The 15,603-nt window shown below is 59.8% G+C and carries 12 protein-coding genes and 2 pseudogenes; 5 read left to right on the forward strand and 9 right to left on the reverse strand.

The window, feature by feature from the left end:
- Nucleotides 1-1,065: 1,065 nt before the first annotated feature.
- A complete protein-coding gene (locus tag ACNJX9_RS35685; protein WP_430648683.1) occupies nt 1,066-1,851 on the reverse strand; it encodes an autoinducer binding domain-containing protein in 786 nt (261 codons plus the stop codon).
- A 627-nt stretch (nt 1,852-2,478) separates the two neighbouring features.
- Nucleotides 2,479-3,111, reverse strand: a complete 633-nt coding sequence (locus ACNJX9_RS35690) for a J domain-containing protein (protein ID WP_439406780.1) — start codon at nt 3,109-3,111, stop codon at nt 2,479-2,481.
- 504 nt (nt 3,112-3,615) lie between these two features.
- On the opposite strand from ACNJX9_RS35690, the pseudogene ACNJX9_RS35695 reads away from it, so the two are divergent.
- Nucleotides 3,616-3,782 (forward strand): annotated as a pseudogene (locus tag ACNJX9_RS35695) (IS256 family transposase); the annotation flags it as partial.
- A gap of 1,378 nt (nt 3,783-5,160) precedes the next feature.
- Here the strand turns inward: ACNJX9_RS35695 and groL (ACNJX9_RS35700) are convergent.
- The 7 genes and pseudogenes from groL (ACNJX9_RS35700) to ACNJX9_RS35730 form a co-directional block, all read right to left on the reverse strand.
- Entirely contained in the window at nt 5,161-6,801 is a 1,641-nt protein-coding gene (gene groL, locus ACNJX9_RS35700) for a chaperonin GroEL (RefSeq protein WP_439406781.1), read from the reverse strand.
- An 83-nt stretch (nt 6,802-6,884) separates the two neighbouring features.
- Entirely contained in the window at nt 6,885-7,199 is a 315-nt protein-coding gene (locus tag ACNJX9_RS35705) for a co-chaperone GroES (protein ID WP_057759143.1), read from the reverse strand.
- Between the two features lie 673 nt (nt 7,200-7,872).
- Entirely contained in the window at nt 7,873-8,130 is a 258-nt protein-coding gene (locus ACNJX9_RS35710) for a hypothetical protein (protein WP_439406784.1), read from the reverse strand.
- A 208-nt stretch (nt 8,131-8,338) separates the two neighbouring features.
- Complete coding sequence (locus tag ACNJX9_RS35715) at nt 8,339-8,590, reverse strand: hypothetical protein (protein ID WP_439406786.1); 252 nt, start codon at nt 8,588-8,590, stop codon at nt 8,339-8,341.
- Nucleotides 8,591-8,844: 254 nt separating this feature from the next.
- Nucleotides 8,845-9,222 carry an aldehyde dehydrogenase family protein gene (locus tag ACNJX9_RS35720; protein WP_439406788.1) on the reverse strand — a complete coding sequence of 126 codons (378 nt, stop codon included), beginning with the start codon at nt 9,220-9,222 and terminating at the stop codon, nt 8,845-8,847.
- 18 nt (nt 9,223-9,240) lie between these two features.
- Entirely contained in the window at nt 9,241-10,032 is a 792-nt protein-coding gene (locus tag ACNJX9_RS35725) for a hypothetical protein (protein WP_439410262.1), read from the reverse strand.
- Nucleotides 10,033-10,083: 51 nt separating this feature from the next.
- Nucleotides 10,084-10,308, reverse strand: a pseudogene (locus ACNJX9_RS35730) (SMC-Scp complex subunit ScpB); the annotation flags it as partial.
- A gap of 428 nt (nt 10,309-10,736) precedes the next feature.
- Between ACNJX9_RS35730 and groES the strand changes: the two are divergent.
- The 4 genes from groES (at nt 10,737) to aepX (ending at nt 15,026) form a co-directional block, all read left to right on the forward strand.
- On the forward strand, nt 10,737-11,051 hold the full coding sequence (groES, locus tag ACNJX9_RS35735; RefSeq protein WP_057759132.1) for a co-chaperone GroES: 315 nt from the start codon (nt 10,737-10,739) through the stop codon (nt 11,049-11,051).
- Between the two features lie 91 nt (nt 11,052-11,142).
- Entirely contained in the window at nt 11,143-12,792 is a 1,650-nt protein-coding gene (gene groL, locus ACNJX9_RS35740; RefSeq protein ID WP_439406790.1) for a chaperonin GroEL, read from the forward strand.
- A gap of 437 nt (nt 12,793-13,229) precedes the next feature.
- Nucleotides 13,230-13,421: a hypothetical protein gene (locus tag ACNJX9_RS35745; protein WP_057743441.1), complete on the forward strand. Its 192-nt coding sequence runs from the start codon at nt 13,230-13,232 to the stop codon at nt 13,419-13,421.
- A gap of 747 nt (nt 13,422-14,168) precedes the next feature.
- The gene (aepX, locus tag ACNJX9_RS35750) at nt 14,169-15,026 is read left to right on the forward strand and encodes a phosphoenolpyruvate mutase (RefSeq protein ID WP_439410193.1); all 858 of its coding nucleotides are present in this window, start codon (nt 14,169-14,171) and stop codon (nt 15,024-15,026) included.
- The last annotated feature ends 577 nt before the right edge of the window (nt 15,027-15,603 follow it).

Genomic DNA, 15,603 nt, shown 5'->3' on the forward strand with positions numbered 1-15,603 from the left:
CGAAAGTTAAGGCGGCGAACAACTGGACGGCGACGATCTTATCGGGGCTCCCTCGTCAAGAGTTCATTGCGCGCGGGACTGGAGAACTAAAAATCAGGATGTGGCACGGTGACCCGAGGGCATGAACTAACCAGGCCTGCTTTAATGGCGAGACTCTTATGAAGGATTTCGCTGAAAAGCAGGGCGCGGCAGTTTCCGCGACTTGTGCAAGTAGTCGCGATCTCACACCACGCAGCAGGACCGATCGTCGATAGGCGCGGGCTTTGAAGCCCAATCTTGGAAGGATGTTGCCCAAACGAATTGGCACTAAGGCTGGCAGTCAAAAATAGTTGAGGTGCAGGGCTGGACTGACCGCAAAATCAGAACTGCGCCGAACGTGATTGCGAGGGCTATCGCCGCGTTCGGCTGCCGGAGGCCGGCCGCTTGTGAGACCTCAGCGTCTGTCCCGATGTGCGTCGAAAACGAGTCGGTTGCTGTCGCAATCGGCGCAAGATCGAAGACCGGATAATTATGCCTACTCTTCGGCTTATCGGTGCAGCTAAGGTCAAAGTGAAATAACGTTCGCAATCCACGCCAAGGGCTCGGCCATAGAGCATGCCTTGGCTGCCCTACTCGCCCTCCTCGCAGCCCATCGCCGTCCTTTAAGGATGCCCAGGATAAATGCGAACGCGCCGCGCCCTGGTTTTCGACTAGATGCCGTAATGAGCCTGCTCCGAGCAAGAGAGAAACGCATCAGAGCATGCGATCCAGCGCCGAAGGCGTGTATTGTCCGTAGTAGGAATTCAACCTTTGAGAGGTCGATTGAGCTCGTCGGCGGTGTGGGCCAACGAGACCTGCATGCGACGACGAAGACTCAAGTCCCGGACCCTGGGCTGCATACGACACCGGGCTGCTGAGGGACACCGCGTACGAGCGCCTGACGCGCTCGCCGCGCCAGTTACTTCTGGGTTGAGCCGCTTCCGTTTAAGGACATCCTCGAAGACACTTGAGAGCGGTTGTCCCAATCCGCAGCAGATGAATTGGTAACAGAAGAGCCCGCCCGCGGGCGGGACCTTCGATCCGTCGTTAAATGAGGCCGCGTCGCGTTGCTTTGGCTACAGCATTAGTTCGGTTCGCCGCCCCTAGCTTTCGGATCACGTTCTTCATGTGAAAATTGACGGTATTCTCGCTGACCCCAACAAGTCGCCCGACGACCCAGGCTGACTTTCCCTCTGCGACCCAGTGTAGGCACTCTGTTTCTCGCTCTGTCAGCCGAGTATCTGTCTCGCAACCTTCGTCAGTTGGCGGTGTAATCTCCGCAACTGCGTTGTGAAACGCCGAGGCCAATGTGTTGAGATGAGCCATGCGATGCTGTGGATCGGCATCATCGAACGCAGATGCAAACGATACGAAAGCCAATCGACCTCGCAATCCAAACAATGGTACGCTCATGCCATGCTTGAGACCTGCTTCTCTGGCCTCACGTAAGACGCGCAGCTCACGGGGCTGTAGTTGATATCGACGGGTTAATTCATCCCACAGAAAGGGCGTTGGCAGCATTGCTGTCCGCCGGACCACCGGGTCGATCGCTCGGTACTCTTGCTCAGCATAGCGTTGGCACCAATCAGACGGGAAGTTTATAGTTGGCAGGGGCGGCAGATACTCCGGCAGACGACGCTCATTCGGACAGGTGAGTGCTCCGTAGGCGACTTTACTAAAGCCCTCCTCGTTCGCGTAGCTCACAAGAAGATCGAACAGCGCCTTGATTGATTTCGTCTGCGTAGCGCATTCGACGAAGCTGAATAGGTCGGGACCGCGGCTCTCCCGACCGCTTGAAGAGATTGGCATTTCGCCGTGCGATTGATCATCCATTTGTACTTCCATTGCTCACCCAGATGTTGGCTCCGCTTGTTGCAGCTGAACACTCGCGCGCGAGGGAAAGCGCCGGGCCCGAAATGTTTGACCCCAGCACGCACCCAGAAGATAGGAGCTGACTATGTTCGATGCTGACCGGTCGGGTTGCTATCCGAGGCGCCAAATCGTCGCGAGTGTATCCAGACTCTCGAAAGAGTGGTTGGTGAATGACGAGAGCGTTGCGGCGGACAAGCTCGGCACTTTTCGTAGGAACATACCAGCATCTCCAGGGCCGACGTAAGGAAGTGAGCTCGGCACCGAATTCTTCGCGCAGCTCGGCACACCCTCGGGGCACGGACCGGTGCAGGCCGCCTCAGGCGCTTGAGCATGTTCGCCCACCTCGCGCCGACATTGACAAATAGCTGCTTGATGAGGACGACAGCGTGCATGCGATCCTCCGCAGGTTCCAAGAACCACCGCGATGGGCACAGCAATTCTCGCGCCACTTTCCGATCCGCGAAACGGCGCGTTAAGAGAGGCACGTCAGAACGTCAGCAACGACTGTCTCGTCTGAGGTGTTTGACGGGATGTGACATACGTCGAACATGCGACAACGTCGCAGGCTGCGACATCGAAATGTCCGGGCTAGCTCTCGCGCACCACGGTCTTCAGGTAATGGTAAGCCTTAATGATCTCGACCAGGCGGTCCTCCGTGGAGCGGTCGCCGCCATTGGCATCGGGATGGTGCTGCTTGACCAGCGCCTTGTACTTCGCCTTGATTTCGCCGAGCGTCGCATCGGCATCGAGGCCCATAACCTGCAACGCTTTCCGCTCGGCATTGAAGCTCTTGCGCGCCTCTGGCTTGGCCTCCGCGCGTGGGTGGGCACCGGCGCGTCCGTTCGGCCCGACGAGCATGCTGAAGGGATGCGAGGCGTCCTCCAAATCGGCGGCGCCGCCGGTCATGCGGGCGCCGATGTTCTCGCCCATCTTCCAGGTCGGACGATGGCCGGTCAGCGCGTCCTGCTGGTAGCGCGCGACCGCTTCCGCATCCATCCCGGAGAAGAAATTGTAGGACCGATTGTATTCGCGAACATGGTCGAGGCAGAAGTGCCAATACTCGCGCGCATTGTCGCGTCCCTTGGGCGCGCGATGGGTACCCTTGCCCTTGCAATCAGGCCATTGGCACGGCGCCGCGGTCTGGCGCACCTGCGTTTCCTGCTTCGCAGTCCGCTTGTTGATCCGAATGGAGTCGAAGAATTTGGATGTGTCGATCGGCATGGCCGGGCTCCGGTTGGCGGAGCGGCAGTTAACAGAGCCGCTTTTATGCTAAAGAAGGCAAGTTGGACTGACTCGGGCTTTGCGTCTGATACAGTGGCATGCTGTAACAGGCGGTCCCAGCAATCGACATGCCATGAGACGCGAGCTTGGTTGAGACAATCATCTCTTTGCGATCTCAGATCGGCCTTGCGATTTGCTGTCGGGTTCTGCACATAGAGGTCTTGAACGGGACTGGCTGAATACGAAGAAAGCGGGAGCTATGCAGGAATCTCGGTGATGACGAGCTCAGAGAAGCGGCCTATCCGGGCGAGTGACCAACCTGCGAGAACTTCTCCAAGGAGAGCGATACGCCCCGAAGGAGACGATCAACATCCTGCCGTTCTGTCCGCCGTCTGCAGTGACCATGCACGGGTACGAATTCTGCGCAACAGAGCGGCGTGATCTGTTCGCTTGCGCGCTGGGCCATGGCCGTGCCGCACGGCCCGGGCGCGACCATCCGGCAGCTTCAGCTCCGTGATCTTGCCGGTACGAGCGCGGCGGACCAGGAGCCTCGATCACCTGCTGCCCGTCCCTTACCTGCGCGGTATGTCGACCGGCGATTCCACGAGGCGCTCTCGGCGCCGCTTGGAAAGGATGCGCCGAACCTTTCGCCTTGGGTGATTTCGGGCCTGAACGACCAATTTTGGGACGCGCCTAGTCGTCGGGCGCGCCCCCTAGCCGCAACGCACTGCCCAGGTCGAATACGAGCGCTGGCAGACGCACCAGCGCTGCTGGCAGCACAAGACCGTCAGCGTGCTCAACAAGATCCCGAGCTCGGTTCGAAGCGGCATGAAGAAGGCCATGCAGGATCTCAGAGGCGCCGAGCCAGGCTGTCGCGGACCATGCACTCGATACCTTCGCCGAGAATTACACCACCAAATATGCGCGTGCCGTTGATTGCCGGACCGCGCCAATCTAGAGTCTAGTGGCTTTCTACCGCCTTCCTGCCGAGCACCAGAGGCAGCTGAGGAATCCGATCGAGACTATCGGACGCGGTGCGGCACAGGAGCGCGCGAGTCAAGAGATCGTTGTCGCCACAAACCGCAAGATTGATAGTGCAGGCTGATCGAGGTGGCGTCGAAACTTTGGGTCGAGAGCCCAAGAAGATCGTCGCCGGTGTCAGATTCCCCGACCATCGAGGTCGTCCCGACCACGCAATGCCGCCTGATCGGCTCCGTCACCAAGATTCAGGCATAGCTTAGAAGTCAGCCGCCCGCCATCGAAAGCAGCTGTGATCTTCTTGCGTTCGACCGCCGGAAATATGAAAGGCACAATCGAATTGTCGACCACTCGGTTGTGGCTGCCTCGCCTTTTGCGCAGAATTGACTGACGATGTCATGTGGAGTGAGCCTGCTGAGGGGGCGCCTGGTTCATCGCCAAACAACATTCGAGAAATCTATTAGCCCAACGCCAACAGCAAAAGATGGTGGCCTCACTGAGCCCCTTCTGTTCCCGCAGATAGATTTCGTGGTCCCGCGTACTTGACCTCTCGGGGGCCGCCGGTTCTTGGCGCATAGGCCATTTGGAACACCTTGATCTACAAACACTGTCGCGCGCTTTGGAAAACTGCCCCATATTGCCCCACATATGGATGCTCCCGATCGCGATGGGATGCCTCATTTATTTTGCTCCCGGCTTGGATTGAGGAGGAGGCCGGGTGCGGAGATGGCCGGGGCTTCGGATCGCCCGGCCTCCTCCGCTGGCTCCTGGCACATCATCCTCATAAGCCGGCGGCGTCTTCTCCGAAGGAACGAGGGTGAGTTCGGTGTCGCTGGGGGGCCGTCTCTCAGCAACCTCCGCTTGCCAGAAGCACGGAGTAGAGGGCGAGCCGAACAACCATGTCGAGGACGGCGTGCAGCTCAGCAGGATTGGCCTTTCAGTTCGCCGGCGCCACCCGCGACACAGCTCCAAGCTAGCAAGAGCTGCCATCGTTGTAGGTAGGACCGAATTCGCAGACCCGTGGCACTGCTGCCAGGGTTCTGCATTGTCGTCAATGGAATGAGAGCCGGGTCAGAAGTCCATGCCGCCCATGCCCGCGCCAGGAGGCATCGCGGGGCCGCCGGCGTTCTTCTTCGGCAGCTCGGCAACCATCGCTTCCGTGGTGATCAGCAGCGCTGCCACCGAGGAGGCATTCTGGACCGCGGTGCGCACAACCTTGGTCGGGTCGATGATGCCCTTGGAGACAAGGTTGCTGTACTCGCCAGTCTGCGCATCGAAACCGTAGGAGTACTGGTGATTCTCTAGCACTTTGCCGACCACTACCGAGCCGTCTTCACCGGCGTTGATGGCGATCTGGCGAGCCGGCCAGGACAGCGCCTTGCGCACAATCTCGACACCGGTCTTCTGGTCATCGTTCGTTGTGGGCAGGCCCTTGAGCTGCTCGGAGGCACGGAGCAGGGCGACGCCACCGCCCGGCAGGATACCTTCCTCCACAGCCGCGCGGGTCGCGTGCATCGCGTCATCAACGCGATCCTTGCGCTCCTTCACCTCGACCTCGGTCGCGCCGCCAACGCGGATCACCGCAACGCCGCCTGCAAGCTTGGCGAGACGCTCCTGCAGCTTCTCACGGTCGTAATCCGAGGTAGTCTCCTTGATCTGCGCCTTGATCTGGGCAATGCGAGCGTCGATGTCGGCCTTCTTGCCGGCGCCGTTGACGATCGTGGTGTTCTCCTTGTCGATCACCACCTTCTTGGCGCGGCCGAGCATCTGCAGGGTGACGTTCTCGAGCTTGATGCCGAGATCTTCCGAGATCGCCTGGCCGCCGGTCAAGATCGCGATGTCCTGCAGCATAGCCTTGCGGCGATCGCCGAAGCCCGGCGCCTTGACGGCCGCGACCTTCAGGCCGCCGCGGAGGCGGTTGACGACGAGGCCGGGAAGCGCCTCGCCTTCGACGTCCTCCGCGACGATGACCAGCGGCTTGCCACTCCGTACCAAGGCCTCGAGCAGCGGCAGCAGCTCGTTCAGCGAGGACAGCTTCTTCTCGTTGATGAGGATGTAGGCGTCTTCCATTTCAACGCGCATCTTGTCGGCATTGGTAACGAAGTAAGGTGAGATGTAGCCGCGGTCGAACTGCATGCCCTCGACGACGTCGAGCTCGGTCTCGAGCGACTTGGCTTCCTCGACCGTGATGACCCCCTCGTTGCCGACCTTCTTCATGGCGTCCGCCAGGAACTTGCCGATCTCGGCGTCGCCATTGGCCGAGATGGTGCCGACCTGGGCGATCTCCTCGTTCGAGGTGACCTTCTTCGAGTTCTTCTCGAGGTCCGCAACGACGGCCGCGACTGCGAGGTCGATGCCGCGCTTCAGATCCATCGGGTTCATGCCGGCGGCAACCGACTTGGCGCCTTCACGGACGATCGCAGCGGCGAGCACGGTCGCGGTGGTGGTGCCGTCACCGGCAGCATCCGCCGCCTTCGACGCCACTTCCCGCACCATCTGGGCGCCCATATTCTCGAACTTCTCCTCCAGCTCGATCTCCTTGGCGACGGCAACGCCGTCCTTGGTGATGCGGGGCGCGCCGAACGACTTGTCGAGCACCACGTTGCGGCCCTTCGGACCCAAGGTGACCTGCACGGCATTGGCAAGGATGTCGACACCGCGCAGCATACGATCGCGCGCGTCTACGCCGAATTTGACTTCTTTGGCTGACATAATGATTTTCCTCAGTGTCTATTTTTCATCCTTCGGCGCGTCCGAAGGGCGCTCGACAGGAGTGAGCGGTGGGGAGCGCTGGATCAGGCGGCTATCTCCGTCGACAACAGATCGGTCAGGACTCCCATGATGTCGCTTTCTTTCATGATCAACAGCTCCCGGCCATCGATCTTCACTTCCGTGCCGGACCACTTGCCGAAGAGCACGCGCTCGCCAACCTTGACATCGATCGGAATCAGCTTACCGGTCTCGTCACGGCCGCCCGGGCCAATTGCGATGACTTCGCCCTGCGAGGGCTTTTCCCTGGCTGTATCGGGAATGATAATGCCGCCAGCTGTCTTCTCTTCAGCGTCGATACGCTTGACCACGACGCGGTCGTGAAGCGGACGGAATTTCATGCAGGCCTCCTGAGCATCTGGACGAGTTGACGATAGTCACTTGTGAACAGCACCCGCATAGCAAAAGCCAGGCCAAGGATAGCGGAGCGATGCATGCCTGCAGTGCTGCAGAATCGGCGCTTAGCCTCAGGGGTCTACTCGTTCGGAAGCAAACGTCCCCATGCACACAGCCCGCCAAGTTGTCGTAAAACTGACATTGCGTCCCGTCGAAGCAGCGCGGTTGATGGCCATGCGCATTGATCAAATCGTACACGCCTGAGCTCAGCAAGGCTGACGATAAAACCGGGGAGAAGAGCGCCGGCTTCATCAGGATTGTCGGCCTCGAGGATAGTCCGAAGTGTCGTCTTCGCCGTTCAACGAACAGTCGTCACAACTTGCCCGCTATTGAGACGGCCTGTATGCCGAGCCGGCGCGCTGCTTTCCCCATTTCGTCGGCTTCCCGGAATATTGTCGCGCTTCTAGCGGCTGCTATCTGTCGGACGCCAACGTCGGTGCGAAATCTGATACACGAGGTCGATGCAGAGCGCCGTTCTATATGGGATGCGACCAGGTGAGCGAATGCCGCTAGCTAGCCTGGCGTGCTCGCGACTTTCCTTTCGCGGTTTTGGCGGCAACTGCCGCGGACCGCGCATTGCGTGGGATGCCTCGGGTCCTGATGAGTTGCTGACAAGCCTTAGCGCCCCGGGACGGTCTGCGACGTGAGGGGCCCAGCCGTGTCCGATGCCTGGATGAGCGACACCAGCGGACGCTCAAATTGTTTAACCATCTGGACCGCTGCTGTTTGCTCCGGTCCTTTAGGGTGCACTGTCTGGGCGGCCTCGATGCCGTCGTTGAATCTGGCACCTGCGATTTTGGACCTTGAGCCGCCACCAGGTCTTTGAACGGCAATCACCAGCTTGAACCCCATCAGCTTGGTGGTGGTCGGCGACAACAGGCCCCTTCCGCACGGTCTGCGTCTTGATCCGCAGCTTGACTCCTCGTGCAGTCGTTCGATCTCATTTGCCCATAAATAATCCCTCTTGTAAGAGATGTGGCTCGACTGTTCTTGCAGACAGGACGCCTACCGCAAAAATGGCGGCGACCAAGGGAAAGCACAAGACTATTTCGGTCGAATATCTCACAATCGGGGCCCAACAGCCTCAATTCATTGGCGCACCGATGTCGGCCAGCTCATCCAGCAGTCTCAGGTGTTTGCGTATCGTGTCCGTCGCTGCGCTGATGACCTCCTCGCGCTTGTCACCGACGACGACGCTGTGAATCACGGCAGCGAGCACCCCAGCAGCCCTCATGACCGCCTTCTGACCCGTGTCAGAACTCTCGACTATCTTGATCGAAAGGTCGTGGACGCATTCTAGATGCTTCGCGATCTCGCGCTCGACGTCGTCATTCATTCGCGAACTCCTTCTGACTATGCCGCTCTTGCGCGCGCAAGCATGATTGCATCAGAATGGTGTAATTATGATGTTTGCTCTTGTGGGTTGATAAGGCCGAGTGCGCGGACAATCATTCGCGCGCCACCGAGTGGTGGCGGGCCGGCCCAGTGCAGCGAACACCTGACCAGCCCTGACCTTCAATATGGAAGTTATCCATGCTTCAGCTTGACGATTGTTCTAGCACATATACGTACCGTAAAGCCGTGTGGGCCTTATTTTGGCATTCGGTGAAACACGCCGAAACCCGGCTGCTGCTGCGTCCGCACAGCGCCGCTCGTCCTCTGCACGTTGACCGACGAGGATTGAACGGGACGCCAGTCCGAATGTGGCTTGCTGCTGCGCAACCTTTTAAACAAACTGGGCGGCTTTGTCTCGGTGAAACAGCAATCTTGTGCCGGCAATACAGTTTCCCCTGCATTCGAGAACACAGCCCAGGATGTTGCCTCGGCAGGAAAGACGAAGCAGGCCGCTTTGCCGCCGAGCTCAAGTACGACCTTCTTGAAGGGCTTGGCCGTGACCTGGTTGAAATCGCGTCCGGCGGCACCGCTGCAAGTGAATGCGATTGAGCCGACCGCCGGATGATCGACCACGTGCCGGGCCTTCGCCCATCACGTCCGCCCTCCGCGCGCGGCGAAACGCTGCTTGGCCGTAGCGATGTCTGACATCGCCGCCTCGCGCTGCGTTGTGAAGGTGTCGTCGACGAAGGTGATCGTCGGGATCTGCGGCTGATCAAGCCTGACGGGCTGGTAATGGCCGAAGCCATATTCGTGGATACCGGTCGAACCGCGCCCCGGCGCCGGAAAGCTCAGGTGGTTGAACGAGGCGACCACGCCGAAATTGGCCTGCGGATACAGGGAATAGCGGGGCACGTGGCTCATCGGAATGAACCCCATCTGCGCATTGTACAGCATTTCGGCGATCGGAGCGACGCCGGGAAATCGTTGCGCCAGTTCTTCAACCAGCTGGCGGGTGCCTAGCAGCATGTCGCCATCGACGTTGTTTTCCCACAGGCCGCAGATGTCCAGAAAATAGAAATCGATCGCGTAGCGGCCGATGATACCAGCGGTCCGGTCGCGCAGATGGTTGCGCCAGCTCGCGACGGCGAGGTTCATGAACACCATGAAGCCATCACCCTTCCGGTCGCCGTCCCAGTCGACGTAATTGGCGGGAAAGAAGTCGCCATAGCCATCGCGCGGCCGCGCATCGGCAATCGTCGGGAAGTCGGGGCCGTTTCGCCGCGCGACGTTGCTGCCGAACATGACGGCGATGCGATAGCCGAGCGCCTTCGCCTCTTGCACCAGTCGCGCGAACGCCCCCTCGCCACCGGTGCGGAGGCCGACGTCGAAACGCGGATAGTCCCAGTAATAGCGCGCGCCCCAGCCGTTCAGGAACACCATCACGGTGCGGGGATCGAACTGCTCGGCCGGCCAGCAGTTTGTCCTTGTTGAGCAGTCTGTGTCCGGAAGATCGCGCAGTGTCTGCAGGCCGAAGTGCGACAGGAACGCTGATCGTCACGTACGTGTAGGGCGCGTTGGGCTGCGGACCGCGCGGCCCGGCAGCGATGAACTCCAGCCCGCGCAACCGGCGATGGTATCGCGACTAACCTTTTTGCCGAAGAAAGATGACAATTCGCTGCGGTTGATCGGCTAGAAATGGGCGATGCAGGCGAGAATCAGAAGTCACCCTTAGAACATACGTCGTGGTCCCCGGGGATTAAGGGCGCAGGAGCTATGGGGAGCGACAAAACTATGGCAAGGGCGGTTGCTTTGAGCGGCACACACAGGCGTAAGCTCTTCGATATCGGACATCAATGCGAGAGCCGCACCGCCGGCAGATAGTGAGGCGCGCGCGCTTCTAGGTGTCCGATCAAAGCATACAGTGTTGGCTTCTCTGACCGGTCGAGGGCGTCTGTCCGACCGTTTTGAAATCTTGGCTCTTGCGGCTGACCGAATTTGCTTCAGATCGGGCGGCTGGGCGCCGATTTTTTTGCTACCAACCCTTGCTCACGAAAACCACTGTCCTATTTCATCTGCGCTGGCACTCGCGGGCCTCGATTGCTAGCAATTCAGGACCGTCAACTCGTGCAAATACTTAGGAGGACTGCATGAATTTCCGTCCACTTCACGACCGCGTCGTTGTCAAACGCATCGACGCCGAAGAGAAGACCGCCGGCGGCATCATCATTCCTGATACGGCCAAGGAAAAGCCCTCGCAGGGTGAAGTCATCGCCGTTGGCCCCGGCGGCCGCGACGAGAGCGGCAAGTTGTTCCCGATCGACGTGAAGGTCGGCGACCGCGTGCTGTTCGGCAAGTGGTCGGGCACCGAGGTCAAGGTCGACGGCCAGGAGCTGTTGATCATGAAGGAGAGCGACATCATGGGCGTTCTCACCGGCGTGTCTTCGAGCAAGAAGGCCGCCTAATTCCGCCGCTCGCGCCGCTCACCCCTGAGGAGCGCCTGCCGGGCGCCCCGCCAAGGGTGAGATGAGACCAAGACAACTCAGGGAAATCAATATGTCAGCCAAAGAAGTCAAATTAGGCGTCGATGCCCGTGACCGCATGCTGCGCGGCGTCGAGATCCTCGCCAGCGCCGTTAAGGTCACGCTCGGTCCGAAGGGCCGCAACGTCGTCCTCGACAAGTCGTTCGGCGCGCCCCGCATCACCAAGGACGGCGTTGCCGTTGCCAAGGAAATCGAACTCGAGGACAAGTTCGAGAACATGGGCGCCCAGATGGTGCGGGAAGTGGCGTCGAAGGCGGCGGATGCTGCCGGTGACGGCACCACCACCGCGACCGTGCTCGCCGCCGCGATCGTCCGTGAAGGCGCCAAATCGATTGCCGCCGGCATGAACCCGATGGATCTGAAGCGCGGTATCGATCTCGCGGTCGATGCCGTTGTCGCCGATCTGGAAAAGAACTCCAAGAAGGTCACCTCGAATGAGGAGATCGCCCAGGTCGGCACCATCTCCGCCAATGGCGATGCCGAAGTCGGCAAGTTCCTCGCCGATGCCATGAAGAAGGTCGGCAACGAGGGCGTCATCACGGTTGAAGAAGCCAAGTCGCTCGAGACCGAGCTCGATGTCGTCGAGGGCATGCAGTTCGACCGCGGCTACATTTCGCCCTACTTCGTCACCAACGCCGACAAGATGCGCGTTGAGATGGACGACGCCTACATCCTCATCAACGAGAAGAAGCTCTCCTCGCTGAACGAATTGCTGCCGCTGCTCGAGGCCGTGGTGCAGTCCGGCAAGCCGCTGGTCATCGTCGCCGAGGACGTCGAAGGCGAAGCGCTCGCCACCCTCGTCGTGAACCGCCTCCGCGGCGGCCTGAAGGTCGCGGCCGTCAAGGCCCCGGGCTTCGGCGATCGCCGCAAGGCCATGCTGCAGGACATCGCGATCCTGACCGGCGGCCAGGCCATCTCGGAAGATCTCGGCATCAAGCTCGAAAACGTCACGCTCAACATGCTCGGTCGCGCCAAGAAAGTGATGATCGACAAGGAGAACACCACGATCGTCAACGGCGCCGGCAAGAAGACCGACATCGAGGCGCGCGTGGCGCAGATCAAGGCGCAGATCGAGGAGACCACCTCGGACTACGACCGCGAGAAGCTCCAGGAGCGTCTTGCCAAGCTCGCGGGCGGCGTCGCGGTGATCCGCGTCGGCGGCGCGACCGAGGTCGAGGTGAAGGAGCGCAAGGATCGCGTGGATGACGCGATGCATGCGACCCGTGCGGCGGTCGAGGAAGGCATTCTGCCGGGCGGCGGCGTCGCCCTGCTCCGCGCCACCGAAGCGCTCAAGGGCCTGCGCACCAAGAACGACGACCAGAAGACCGGCGTCGAGATCGTGCGCAAGGCGCTGTCCTGGCCGGCTCGCCAGATCGCGATCAACGCCGGTGAAGACGGCTCGGTGATCGTCGGCAAGATCCTGGAGAAGGATCAGTACGCCTACGGCTTCGACTCGCAGACCGGCGAGTACGGCAACCTCGTCACCAAGGGCATCATCGACCCGACCAAGGTCGTGCGCACCGCGATCCAGAACGCCTCCTCCGTGGCGGCGCTCCTGATCACCACGGAGGCCATGGTCGCCGAGCTGCCGAAGAAGGCAGCTGCCGCCCCCGCGATGCCTCCTGGCGGCGGCATGGGTGGTATGGGTGGCATGGACTTCTAAAGCCCGACGCTCCCAACGAAATGCGAAACCCCGGCAGCAATGCCGGGGTTTTGTTTGCTCGCCTCCTTCCTTTCCGGCGTTGCTTCTATCGTTTGAGCTGTTTTAACTGAGATCGTTTCCCGCGCCTCGCCGGCCTGCAAGAATAGTGACCTCCGATTCCGCGCAGCTATAGCAACTTTCACTGCAAATCCATGAGGCCGGCGAACAACGATCCCATCGAAATGAAGGTTTACGCGCGAAGCCATTACTGAGGGGCATCATCTCTCGAGGGACTGCTGTATTTTCGACGCGCCTGCTCTATCGCACGACGGCCGGCCAGGAGATCCTTTGCAGGCAAGCGCGTGACCCCCCATATATTCCGGAGGTGCAAGCTGTGGCTCGTTTGCACTAGGCGCGGATCTGGAAGGCCGCTAGAGATCATCGTAAGCGAGGGGGCGATGAGCGACGTAGGATATCAGGTGTATTCGAAAAACGGCAACGGTGCCATCGTGGTTGTCGCCTCCTCCGCAAAGCAAGCTCTCGCCAAGGCCAATGAGCTCGCCGAATCTGGGAACGAGGTCTTGATCAAGGACCTTGCCGGCAAGGTCCTCGACACGGCTGTGATCGTTGAACTCGCTGCGCGCGAATAGATTTTCCCGGCGCCGGATGTTTTGGGGTCGGGTCTCTTTTTCCTTGCCAGCTCGGTGGTGTAGGAACGACCAGACACCTACGGGGGACCTAACCTCACTATTGCAAATCAGCTGATGGTCATGAAGCTCTTAAAGGACCGCTCGTTAGCGGCTCGTCATCAGGCCGCTGTCCTTGCCCGCTGGTTGGATGTCGTCGGCAGCAAGCCCTTTCTGTTCAGGGCGCCGCTCAGGGCATAGGAGGCCGGTTGGCGGCCATGCTTCCATCCCAATTCGACGATATGTGCGAAGTCTTCCGCATGTGGGAAGTCCTCCGCCGCCAGGTTGACCTGTGGGGCGCAACTGCGCTGGCAGGTCCAAACGGCTCGAAGCCGCGCTGGACCGGCTAGGCTTCGGTCGCTCAAGATGGCGGGCCAAGAATGGCTCGGCGCTCGCAGACTGCGATAGCGACATTTGCTGCGCCCTCCCAAATTCCATCCCCCTCGATTTCTTGATTTGAAGGCGGAGGTCTCCGGGCAATCAACCTCGACAGTCGGCGCTGGAACGCCGGATAAATTTCTGCGCAACAATCTTCGACAAGGTCAACTACCAACTATCGCAATTGATGTCGATAACAGAAACATGTCACCTTCCACTGATGAGCGTCGGCCGACCAACCGCAGCCGGCAAGGCATCGGTATGCAAAACCAATCACAGCAATCTGTTCCCGTTGGTGTCTCTGATTCGCGCGCTGACTCCTCACGAACTGAAATGCTGCGCGCTGAAATCTGCGCCAGCAGCGAACTCTCCTTCCTCATGGAGGCGCATGATGCGCTTTCCGCCGCGATTGCCGAGAGCGTAGGTTTCAAAGGTCTCTGGGCGTCAGGCCTGTCGATTGCCAGCTCTCTCGGCTACCGCGATGCCAACGAGGCGTCATGGAGCCAACTTGTTGACGTCGTTGAGCGGATCGTGGACTCGACCACACTGCCTGTTCTGGTTGACGGCGATGGCGGCTTCGGGAATTTCAACAACGCTCGTCTTCTGGCATGTAAACTTCGTCAACGCGGCGCTGCTGGAATTGCCTTGGAAGACAGCTGCTTTCCGAAAGCGAACTCTCTTATTGGTGAGCGGCATCCCCTCGTCGATATCGACGAATTCTCTGGCCGTCTGCGTGCAGTGAGGGATACGGTCGGGCAAGATCTGGTCCTCGTAGCCCGGATCGAGTCGCTGATCGCCGGCCACGGGATGGACGATGCAATTTCGCGCGCTCATTCTTACGCGGATGCCGGTGCCGATGCGATCCTCATTCACTCACGAAAGAGTACCGCGGACGAGATCTTTTCGTTCGCGAACGTATGGCAGAACAGGTTGCCAGTTGTGATCGTTCCAACGAAATACTATCAAACGCCGGCCTCGGCGTACCGAAGAGCCCACGTCTCTACGGTGATCTGGGCCAACCATGCCATGCGAGCTGCAATTGCGGCAATGCGGCGGGTCTGCCACCGCATCTTCACTGAGGAGAACACTGCCAGCATTGAGCCGAGTATTGCGTCGCTCGACGAGGTCTTCGAACTCTTGAGGTACGATGAACTCGCCCGTGCCGAAGCGCGCTATCTTCGCCTCTCCTGACTGAGGGTAATAACTTCTCACCCACGCTCCATCGTACTCATTCTCGGAGGATCATCGCCATGCAACTGGTTGCCTTTCAACACACTCAATGCACTTGTCGAGGATACACAGGTTTTCACTCCATCGCGTTTGCGATCGACTACCGGGACAGCTCTTACCCGACCGATTTATCGATTGGCGCAATATCTCGATCCGATCTTCCCATCTCAACGACCATCCTGTGACTTACGAGGCCTCCAGGCTCATTCCTCTCTTGAAACGCCAACGCGGACGATGATCCGTGTTTCCTAAGATGTCGGGTCCGTGTTTCAAATGGCCCGTAGCCCCGCCGCCCAGACAACCAGGAGCGATATTATGAATCGGAGGAGAGCGCTTGTGCTGGCGCAACGGGTAGCTTTTATCAACTCGTCGGGCGCCGTCATGACCGGGGCAGTGTTGCCAGCCTAGTTGGCGCCACTGGCAAGGAAATCATCGATCTGGCTTCGCGAGAAATTAGGAGCGAGCTTGTGCCATGGCGCGCGGGCTTTCGGTCCTTTCAGAGCTAAGCGATTTGCAACAGTCCGCCAACGGACTGAGT

The organism is Bradyrhizobium sp. BLXBL-03, from assembly GCF_051853015.1.
GTDB lineage: Bacteria > Pseudomonadota > Alphaproteobacteria > Rhizobiales > Xanthobacteraceae > Bradyrhizobium > Bradyrhizobium manausense.

Bases quoted from the DNA above. Each gene is read 5' to 3' on its own strand.
- ACNJX9_RS35715 (WP_439406786.1), bottom strand. From the start codon at position 8,590: ATGAATGACGACGTCGAGCGCGAGATCGCGAAGCATCTAGAATGCGTC.
- ACNJX9_RS35685 (WP_430648683.1), bottom strand. From the start codon at position 1,851: ATGGATGATCAATCGCACGGCGAAATGCCAATCTCTTCAAGCGGTCGG.
- ACNJX9_RS35705 (WP_057759143.1), bottom strand. From the start codon at position 7,199: ATGAAATTCCGTCCGCTTCACGACCGCGTCGTGGTCAAGCGTATCGAC.
- ACNJX9_RS35745 (WP_057743441.1), top strand. From the start codon at position 13,230: ATGAGCGACGTAGGATATCAGGTGTATTCGAAAAACGGCAACGGTGCC.
- aepX (WP_439410193.1), top strand. From the start codon at position 14,169: ATGCTGCGCGCTGAAATCTGCGCCAGCAGCGAACTCTCCTTCCTCATG.
- ACNJX9_RS35690 (WP_439406780.1), bottom strand. From the start codon at position 3,111: ATGCCGATCGACACATCCAAATTCTTCGACTCCATTCGGATCAACAAG.
- groL (WP_439406790.1), top strand. From the start codon at position 11,143: ATGTCAGCCAAAGAAGTCAAATTAGGCGTCGATGCCCGTGACCGCATG.
- groL (WP_439406781.1), bottom strand. From the start codon at position 6,801: ATGTCAGCCAAAGAAGTCAAATTCGGCGTAGACGCGCGCGATCGTATG.
- groES (WP_057759132.1), top strand. From the start codon at position 10,737: ATGAATTTCCGTCCACTTCACGACCGCGTCGTTGTCAAACGCATCGAC.